The organism is Actinomadura nitritigenes, from assembly GCF_017573545.1.
Classification (GTDB): Bacteria; Actinomycetota; Actinomycetes; order Streptosporangiales; family Streptosporangiaceae; genus Spirillospora; species Spirillospora nitritigenes.
Window position 1 is genome coordinate 63,111 of sequence record NZ_JAGEOK010000045.1, and the last position, 9,042, is coordinate 72,152.

Consider the following 9,042-nt stretch of genomic DNA (forward strand, 5'->3'; position numbering starts at 1 on the left):
CTTCGCCGTGGTCAAGGCTTCTGTAGCCGTTCATGGACGGGGCGGGAGGAGTGATCGCCGGGACGGCTGGTAAGACCAGGGGATGGCCGTGCTCGTGTCCGTCCTGGCATTCCTGATGACGCTCGCCGGCGGGCTCGCGGCGATGCGGGTGCGGGACAAGCGGCACCTCGTCCTCGGCCTCGCCGGCGGCCTGATGCTCGGCGTCGTCGCGTTCGACCTGATCCCCGAGTCGCTGGCGCTGTCGCGGGCCCGGCCGTTCGGCGTGCCCGCCCCGATGATCGGCTTCGCCGTCGGGTTCCTGCTGCTGCACGTGGTCGAGCAGTCCGTCGCGGTCCACCGCGCCCACGAGGGCGAGTACGCCCCGCACGTCCACGTCCACGCGCACGGCCACGGCCACGGCCACGGCACGGGCGGCGCCGGGCTGCTCGCCGCCTTCGCGCTCGTCGGGCACAGCCTGGTGGACGGCCTCAGCATCGGGCTCGGCTTCCAGTCCGGCACGCAGACCGGCGCGTTCGTCGCGCTCGCCGTCGTCACCCACGACTTCGCGGACGGCTTCAACACCTTCACCGCGGCCTCGCTCGGCGGCCGGAACAGCCGCTCCGCGCTGGCGGTGCTGGTCGCGGACGCCGCCGCGCCCGTCGCCGGGGCCGCGCTCACCCTGATCGGGACGGTCCCGGAGAGCGTCCTCGGCCCCTACCTCGGGCTGTTCGCCGGCGTCCTGCTGTACCTGTCCGCCGCCGAGATCCTGCCGGAGGCGCACAGCGGCCACCCGCGCGTGATGACGCTGTGCGCCACCGGCCTCGGCCTGGTCGTGGTCGTCTTCAGCGTCGGCCTGGCGGGGTGAACGGGCCCGTGCGGAGCGCGGCGCTGAACGGGCCCGTGCGGAGCGCGGCGCCGCTCAGGACGTCCTGGAACGCTCCGGAACGTCCGGGAAAAGGCAGAGGGCCGTCCGGTACATCCGGACGGCCCCCTGACGCCTTCAGGAACGCTGGAACGTTCCCTCGGGGACGGGACGACGCATCAGCCCGTCATGGACTGCTCGAAGCCCGGGTTCGCCTTCAGCCACGCGTCCACCGCCTGGTCCGGCTTGCCCTTGTACTGGTTCGCGATGAGGTCCTCCAGCGAGCCCAGCTGCTTGTCGTCCATCTTGAACTTCTTCAGCCAGGCGGCCACCTGCGGCTCGTCCTTGCTGAAGTCCTTGCGCGCGACGGTGTTCACGCCGTCCGGCTTGCCCATCGCGCCCTTCGGGTCCTGCAGGTCCCGGATCGGGAACTTCGAGTACGCCCAGTGCGGGCGCCACAGCGTGACGACGATGTCCTTGTGGGCGGTGATCGCCTTCTGCAGCTCGGCCAGCATCGCCGCCGTCGACGACGTCGTGACCGTGTACTCCTTGTCCAGGCCGTAGGCGGGCAGCATCTTCGTCTGCGACACCCGGTACAGCCCGGAGCTCTTCTCGATCCCGATGATCTTGCCGCCGTACTGCGAGCCCTTGCCCTTGAGGTCGGCCAGCGAGTGCAGCGGCGAGTAGTCCGGCACGGCGATCGTCAGCGGCGCCGCCGGGTACCAGATGCCGACCTTCTCCAGCTTGTCGCCGTACTGCTTCCAGTAGTCCTCGTGGGTGTTCGGCAGCCACGAGTCGACGAAGAGGTCCACGTCCCCCTGCGCCATGCCCGCGTACAGGGGGCCGGTGTCGAGCTCCTTGACCGTGACCTTGTAGCCCTTGTCGGTCAGCATCTTCTTCCAGAGGGCGGTGGCGGCCTCGCCCTCCGCCCAGCCGGACACGACGCCGATCGTCAGATCCTTGCTGTTCTTCTTGTTGTCCGAGCCGTTGCAGGCACTCGCCGTCGCGCCGAGCGCCAGCGCCATCGCCGCCGCGGCCAGAACCTTGAACTTGGGACGCAATGCCCTTCCTTTCGTCGCCTTGCAGGGGGTGGAAAGTTCGTGCGCGCGGGGGTCAGCCGACCGGGTTGGCCATCCCGCGCGTCCAGAGGGTGCGCAGCCCGCTCGGGCTCTCGCTGCCCAGCGCGCCGGTCAGGCGGTCCAGGTAGATGGCCAGGACGACCACGCCGAGACCGCCCTCGAAGCCCTTGGCGATGTCCAGCCGCTGGATGCCCTCCAGCACCACGCCGCCCAGGCCGGCCGAGCCGACCATGCCCGCGATGACCACCATCGACAGCGACAGCATGATCAGCTGGTTGACGCCCGCCATGATCGACGGCATCGCGAGGGGGATCTGGATCCGGGTCAGCACCCGCATCGGCGGCGTGCCGAACGCCTCGCCCGCCTCGACCATCTCCGGGTCCACGCCGCGGATGCCGAGCTCCGTCAGCCGCACACCCGGCGGCAGCGAGAAGATCACCGTCGCCACCACGCCCGGCACGACGCCGATGTGGAAGAAGAAGATCGTCGGGATCAGGTAGACGAACGCCGGCATCGTCTGCATGAAGTCCAGGACCGGGCGGACGATCCGGCTCACGACGGCGCTGCGGCCCGCCGCGATGCCGATCGGTATCGAGATCACCACCCCGATCACCGCGGCCACCAGCACCTGCGCCAGCGTGTCCATGGCCGGGTCCCACAGCTCCATGCTGTCGATCAGCCCGAAGCCGAGCAGCGTGAAGACGCTGAGCTTCCAGCCGCTCAGCACCACGGCGATCACCGCCAGCACCACCGCCAGCCCGACCGGCGGCAGCAGGTTCAGCAGGTCGGTCAGGTTGTCGACCGCCCACGTGATGGCCGACCCGATCCCGTCGAACAGCCAGCCCAGGTTGGTGGTGCACCAGTCGACCAGGTCGGAGAACCAGTCGCCGACGTGCACCCGGGGCAGCTCGCTCGCGAGCACGTCAGTCGTCAACGGAACCCTCCTTCGTCAGCGCGAGCGCCGGCTCCGCGGCGTCCGCGGCGTCCTCGGCGTCCTCGCCGCCCGACTCGACGACCTCGTCCACGTGCGTGCTGATCGCGCCGAGCGCCGCCAGCAGCGTCACCCGCGGGATCACCCCGAGCAGCGTCCCGGCCTCGTCCGCCACCGGCACCGGCAGGTCGCTCTCCGCGCACCGCTGGAACAGGTCGGCGACCGGCGTGTCCGGCGCCACCGGCTCCAGGTCCTCCGGATCGATCAGGCCGTCCAGCTTCTGGACGTTCTCCTGCACCGCGTCCGCGACCGCCGCGGCCTTCACCTTGCCGATCAGCCTCCGGTCCCGGCCGACCACGAACGCGGCGTCGGTCTGGTGCTCGCGCATCGTCCGCAGCGCCGTCCGCGGCCCCGTCGACGACAGCACCGTGACCAGCGGCTTCTCCATCACCGACGACGCCGTCAGCACCCGGGTCCGGTCGACGTCCGCGACGAACTGGGCGACGTAGTCGTTCGCCGGGTCCGTCAGGATCTCCTCGGCCGTCCCGATCTGCACGATCCGGCCCTCCCGCATCACCGCGATCCGGTCGCCGATGCGCATGGCCTCGTTCAAGTCGTGCGTGATGAACACGATCGTCTTGCCGAACCGTCCCTGCAGGTCCAGCAGCAGGTCCTGCACCTCGCGCCGGATCAGCGGGTCCAGCGCGCTGAACGCCTCGTCCATCAGGATGATGTCGGTGCCCGCCGCCAGCGCGCGGGCCAGCCCGACCCGCTGCTGCATGCCGCCGGACAGCTGGCCGGGGAGCTTGTCCTCCCAGCCGGCGAGGCCGACGAGCCCCAGGAACTCCCGGGCCTTGCTCTCTCGTTCCTCCTTGGCGACACCGCGGACCTCGAGCCCGTAGGCGGCGTTCGCCAGGACGGACCGGTGGGGGAAGAGCGCGAAGTGCTGGAAGACCATGGAGATCTTGTTCTGCCGGAGCGTTCGCAGCGCCTTCGGAGGCAGCTTCGCGATATCCTGGCCATCGATCTCGACGGTCCCGGAGGTGGCCTCCAGCAGTCCGTTCAACATGCGGATCAACGTGGACTTACCGGAGCCCGACAGGCCCATCACTACGAAGATCTCGCCCTGCTCGACCTCGAACGTGGCGTCCACGACGGCGGGGGTGACGCCCAGTGCGCGGACATCCTTCAGGTCCGCACCCGCTTTGAGTTTTCGTTGCGCCTCGGCCGCCTTCCGGCCGAACAGCTTCGTGACGCTTTCCGCGCGGAGTATGGACACGATCTCCTTCCGTGTTCCCACACCCGGGGGCGGCGCGGAAACGGGTAGCCCTCATCCGTCCGGCACCCGTCGACCGCCTCAATCCAAAGAGGCTGTCAACCAGGTGCCAAGGCTGTGCGTCGCTCGAAACTACCCGTCCCGAGAAGATGTTTCATCTTTCGGTGATCTTCGTCACGTGCCGCGCGTCACACCTGGGTCCGGTGGAAGTTCAGGTACGACCGCGACGGAGTGGGCCCCCGCTGGTCCTGATACCGCGACCCGTACCGCTCCGACCCGTACGGGTACTCCGCTGGCGAACTGGTCCTGAACAGGCACATCTGCCCGATCTTCATCCCCGGCCACAGCTTGATCGGCAGCGTCGCCACGTTCGACAGCTCCAGCGTCACGTGCCCGCTGAACCCGGGGTCGATCCACCCCGCCGTCGAGTGCGTCAGCAGCCCCAGCCGCCCCAGGCTGGACTTCCCCTCCAACCGCGCGGCCAGGTCGTCGGGCAGCCCGAACACCTCGTAGGTGGAGGCCAGCACGAACTCCCCGGGGTGCAGCACGAACGCCTCCTCGGCGTCCACCTCCACCAGCCGCGTCAGATCCGGCTGCTCCACAGCCGGATCGATGTGCGGGTAACGGTGGTTCTCGAACACCCGGAAGTACCGGTCCAGTCGCACGTCCACGCTGGACGGCTGGACCATGCCCGGCTCGTACGGGTCGATCTTCACCCGCCCGGACTCGAGCTCGGACCTGATGTCGCGATCGGAGAGCAGCACCCCGAAAAGCTATCCCACCCGCACCCCCGCCACGCCGCACCCGACTTTCCGGTACGATGTCCAAGCGCGGGCGGCCCCGACCCCCGCCACGCGGGTGTAGTTCAATGGTAGAACTTCAGCTTCCCAAGCTGACAGCGCGGGTTCGATTCCCGTCACCCGCTCCACGTTTCCCCAGGTCAGAGCGCTGATCTTGACCTGTTGATCTTGAATCAAGATCTTCTATCACTCCGGACCTCATGCGACCGGCGAGCATGAACCGCCCTTGCAACGACCCACGTGTCACTCTGAGGACACCTGTGTACTGGATTCGCGGCACCCCGTCGGCCATCCGATCCCGTCCTCCATCCTCCGGCTCGTGCGGATCTCTGCCCGTCCCGCGGACGGGTCCTGGATCGGTCGCCCGGCCCGCACCCTTCAGGGTGCCAGCCAGCCATGCCTCTTTCCGGGCGTGACTCTGCGCCAGCCATCCTCGGCATGAGGATGGCCCGGCCGAATTGCGGACTCGCAGGCTCCGTCACCCGGCGACGCTCGGCGTGATGGAACTCCGGGTACGACGGCCGCGGCCTTGCTGAGGCTGGCCCGAACCGGCCGGGCATCTGGCGGCCGAACCCGCCTCGGTGTCGGAGGGCGCCTGCACCCGGATGCTGGACGGGCTGGAGGCTAACACCGCGGTGCAGTTCGTCGGCGGCCGCCTACAGGACCAAGCCGGCGGTCGAGGTCACTCATATCTCCGCGCCTCCCGAGCCGCGCGGCGCTCAAGGCGTCGGGTTCGATGAGGCTTCAGGGCTTGATGGCCGTGCCTTGGGCCGCCAGCAGGCGCCATGTGCCGAGTCTTGCCGCAGCGACGGCGCCCACCCGCGTTCGAACCGCGCTCGAAGCGGGCGGCACGGGAAGGGGCAGCCGAGAAGTAACGGGCCGGCGGAGCGGTGGACGGGCCGGCCTCCGGGTGCTCCTCATCGAGTCATCGAGGCGTTGTTTGATGCGGCGTCTGAGCGACCTGGTAGCTCCCCGCGCCCGGATGGGGTTCCGGTGGCCTGCCGTGGTCCGCGCTGGTGGACGGCAGGAGCCTGGGCGGATGCGCCGGGGATTTCGGTGGTCGGCCTGAACCTCCGCGGGGCGGGCAGAACACCGCCTGGTTGGTGTCCCCGATGGGAGTGGCCGTGTAATCGTCGTTGTGGTTGAGCGCGACAGAACGGCGGCCGCCCAGCGTGCCCGCCACCCACGTCGACGAGCCGTAGACCTCTCCTACGTGGCCGTAGACGGTGACTCCGCACAGCGTCGGCACGATCTCGATTCCCAGCCCGTACGGGACGGCGCGACCGGCGGCCACGGTGGGCTTCAGCATCATGTGCAGGATGCGAGCCGGCAGTAGGCGCTCCGCGAGTTCGGCGGAGATGAAGCGGTTGAGGTCTCCCATGGTGGAGATGATCTCGCCGTCGGCGCCGTAGTCGTCGAAACGCGTTCTGTCCTCGATCTGGTTGGGCGGGTTCGGCGAGCGTGTGTATCCGTGCATGTGCGGGGCGCGGATGTTCGGATCGTGACCGGCCAGGTAGGTTTCGCGCAGCCCGAGCGGTTTGATGATCCGCCGCGTGATCTCCGTGGCGTAGGTATGGCGCGTCACTCGGTCGATCACCATTCCGAGCAGGATGTAGTTGGTGTTTGAATACTCCCATTTCGTACCGGGCGCGAAATCGGGCGAATGGCTGGTCGCGATCCGTACGAGATCGTTGGCCGTGAAGTACAGGAAGGGATTCTGGTAGAACAGGTCCGAGAAGTTCTGGTCGGAGGTGTAGTCGTACAACCCGCTGGTGTGGTTGAGCAGCATGCGCACCGTGATGGCGCTGCCGTCGTTGCCGTTCCCGGTGACGACCCCCGGCAGCAACTGTTCGACGGTGTCCGACAGGTGCAGCCGCCCCTCGGCCACCAGTTGCAGGATCACCGTCGCAACGAAGACCTTGGTGACGCTGCCGATCCGTACGTGCACGTCCGGCCGCGGCGGCCGGCGGGTGACGAGGTCGGTGACGCCGCTGGTGAAATTCCGGGTCACGGCACCGGATCGCACCTGGGCCACGGCCCCCGGCGCCCCGGCCTGAACCAGGTCGTCCAGGACCGTCTGCATGGCTTGGAACGGCCGCGAACCGGCCGCGCCCGCGGTGCCGGCGGCGCGGGCTTCGGGCAACGCGCCCGAGCCCGGAACCAGCGCCACCACCCCCGCTGTGATCATCGCGACGCCGGCCAGCAGCGCCGGTCGCATCGGCCCGCGACATGCTCGGCGCCTGAAGGCGGTCCCGCCGTCCAGGGCGCCGGCCGCCTCGCTACGGTCATCGGTGTTGGTCTCACGCATGATCGCTCATAGTTCTCTGCAGATGACGATCTCCTTAGACTGCATCTACCCTGAGTGATCATTCCAACACATAGAGCGAGGTTCTTTCGCCGGGATGTGGTCTCGCGGAGTTGCAGGGTGTGGATGGCTTTGGCGAGGCGGCTGGCGCGGTGGGGCGGCAGCGCGGCTTCCGCGGGATTCGCCATGACTTGAGCTGGGCGTTCGCGCGTTCGCCGGGTCCGCGGAGCTTGGCGTGTGCGCGGTTGGCGTCCTTTTGTGGTTCGGGCTTGTCGCGTCCCTTGTAGGGCGTGAGGATGTGCGCGCCGGCGCCCTGGTAGGCCTTGTCGGCCAGGACGAGCAGCCCAGTGGTGGCCAGTGCCCGGATGACGCCCCAGATCCGAGCCGCCGCCAGGTCGTACACCGAGCCGCGCAGCGGTCCCGACACCCAAAGCTGTGTCCCATCCGGGGCGGCGATGACCCGGAGGTTCACGCCGTGGCGGCGATGCTTTCCCGAGTAGTAGGGCCGGTCGGCCGCGACCCGGTCGATCGAGACCAGGCCTCGGGTGACTTGGTAGTTCTGTAGGACGGCGATGGCCTTGACCAGGTGGCCGGCCTTGCAGGGGCTGCAGCGGAGCTTGCGGAGCAGCGTCCACGACTTCAGCTGCGCGTTCGCACGTTCGCCTGGTCCGCGGAGCTTGGCGTGCGAGCGGTTCGCCTGCTTCTGCGACTCGGGCTTGTTGCGCCCCTTGTACGGAGTGATGACCACCGAGGCCTCGGCGCCTTGATAGCCCTTGTCGGCCAGCGTGAGGATTCCGGCCTTGTCCAGTTCGCGCAGGATCCCCCACACGCGGGCGGCGGTCAGGTCGTGCGTGCGGCCGGGCAGCGCCCCCGACGTCCACACGATCGTCCTGTCCGGACCTGCGATCACCTGGATGTTCATGCCATGGCAGCGGTGCTTGGCCGAGTAGTACGGCCGGTCGGCCCGCACCCGGTCGCAGGCGATGAGCGTCCCGTCCAGCACCACCAGGTGCAGCCCGCCCTTGGCTGCCCTGCGCAACGCCGCCGTCAGCTTCGGCGACCGCTCCGACAGCAGCGCCACGGCCTCCTCGACATACCGCCAGGCCGTACTCGTCGACACCCCGAACCCGGCCCCGACCTCGGCGAAGGTCTCGCCCTTGCGCAGGTGGACCAGCACCAGCAGAGCCTGCTGCCCCGGGTTGAGCAGCCGCCAGGCCGACCCGATCGCATTGCGGTGCCGCCGGATCAGTCCGGCCAGATAGTTCAGCGTTGAACGCGACAAATCGACGGCAGCACGGCACAACAGCATGCAGAGCCCCTGGTTCGGACGCGGTGAATGTGGCGATCAACCCGTCTACCAGGGGTTTCTCCACGACACCCGCCGAAAGTCCGCATCGCGATCACGCTGTGATCGGCGCCCGCCCAGACGGATGAAAAAGGGTCAGTGCTGTGCCGTGGGGTATCGGTGGTGGCGTGACTTCCATTGAGATGGAGCTTAAGCGGGTTCGGGATTCAAGTGCGCGCCTGATGATGACGGGGACGGCCTTGGATGAATTCGCGCTGCGCAGCCCGTCGCTGTTGCCTGGCTGGTCTCGTGCCCACGTGGTCGTGCATCTGTCACGTAACGCCGACGCGCAGCTACGGATGATCGATGCTGCAGTTCGAGGCGAACACAGCGAACAGTGACCCTTTTTCATCCTCAGGCGGGCTGGTTGATCACAGCGTGATCGCGAGTTGATGGAGTCCCCTCAGATACAGAGAAGCTCCTGGTAGACGGGTTGATCACCACAACCCACGCCGTCTCACCAGG

General features: G+C 68.5%; 6 protein-coding genes, 1 tRNA gene and 3 pseudogenes. 3 read left to right on the top strand and 7 right to left on the bottom strand.

What is annotated here, in order from left to right; translation table 11 throughout:
- Positions 1-82: 82 nt before the first annotated feature.
- Positions 83-844 carry a ZIP family metal transporter gene (locus J4557_RS43525; RefSeq protein WP_208272808.1) on the top strand — a complete coding sequence of 254 codons (762 nt, stop codon included), beginning with the start codon at positions 83-85 and terminating at the stop codon, positions 842-844.
- A 176-nt stretch (positions 845-1,020) separates the two neighbouring features.
- On the opposite strand, the gene J4557_RS43530 is transcribed toward J4557_RS43525, so the two are convergent.
- The 4 genes and pseudogenes from J4557_RS43530 to dcd all read right to left on the bottom strand — a co-directional run bounded on the left by J4557_RS43530 (position 1,021) and on the right by dcd (position 4,891).
- Positions 1,021-1,902, bottom strand: coding sequence for a glycine betaine ABC transporter substrate-binding protein (locus tag J4557_RS43530; protein ID WP_243777292.1), 882 nt, complete (start codon positions 1,900-1,902; stop codon positions 1,021-1,023).
- Between the two features lie 52 nt (positions 1,903-1,954).
- A pseudogene (locus J4557_RS43535) lies at positions 1,955-2,767 on the bottom strand (ABC transporter permease); the annotation flags it as partial.
- A gap of 76 nt (positions 2,768-2,843) precedes the next feature.
- Positions 2,844-4,130 (bottom strand): quaternary amine ABC transporter ATP-binding protein, encoded by a 1,287-nt coding sequence (locus J4557_RS43540; RefSeq protein WP_208272810.1) that lies wholly within the window; start codon positions 4,128-4,130, stop codon positions 2,844-2,846.
- Positions 4,131-4,315: 185 nt separating this feature from the next.
- Positions 4,316-4,891 carry a dCTP deaminase gene (gene dcd, locus J4557_RS43545; RefSeq protein ID WP_208272812.1) on the bottom strand — a complete coding sequence of 192 codons (576 nt, stop codon included), beginning with the start codon at positions 4,889-4,891 and terminating at the stop codon, positions 4,316-4,318.
- A gap of 90 nt (positions 4,892-4,981) precedes the next feature.
- On the opposite strand from dcd, the gene J4557_RS43550 reads away from it, so the two are divergent.
- Positions 4,982-5,055 (top strand) — tRNA-Gly (locus J4557_RS43550).
- 797 nt (positions 5,056-5,852) lie between these two features.
- Here J4557_RS43550 and J4557_RS43555 read toward each other — a convergent pair.
- From J4557_RS43555 to J4557_RS50395, 3 genes and pseudogenes are all read right to left on the bottom strand, one after another.
- Positions 5,853-7,235 (bottom strand): serine hydrolase domain-containing protein, encoded by a 1,383-nt coding sequence (locus J4557_RS43555; protein WP_208272814.1) that lies wholly within the window; start codon positions 7,233-7,235, stop codon positions 5,853-5,855.
- Between the two features lie 92 nt (positions 7,236-7,327).
- A pseudogene (locus J4557_RS50390) lies at positions 7,328-7,770 on the bottom strand (transposase family protein); the annotation flags it as partial.
- 3 nt (positions 7,771-7,773) lie between these two features.
- A pseudogene (locus tag J4557_RS50395) lies at positions 7,774-8,541 on the bottom strand (transposase family protein); the annotation flags it as partial.
- A 164-nt stretch (positions 8,542-8,705) separates the two neighbouring features.
- On the opposite strand from J4557_RS50395, the gene J4557_RS43565 reads away from it, so the two are divergent.
- The gene (locus tag J4557_RS43565) at positions 8,706-8,918 is read left to right on the top strand and encodes a maleylpyruvate isomerase N-terminal domain-containing protein (protein WP_208272819.1); all 213 of its coding nucleotides are present in this window, start codon (positions 8,706-8,708) and stop codon (positions 8,916-8,918) included.
- Positions 8,919-9,042: the final 124 nt, after the last annotated feature.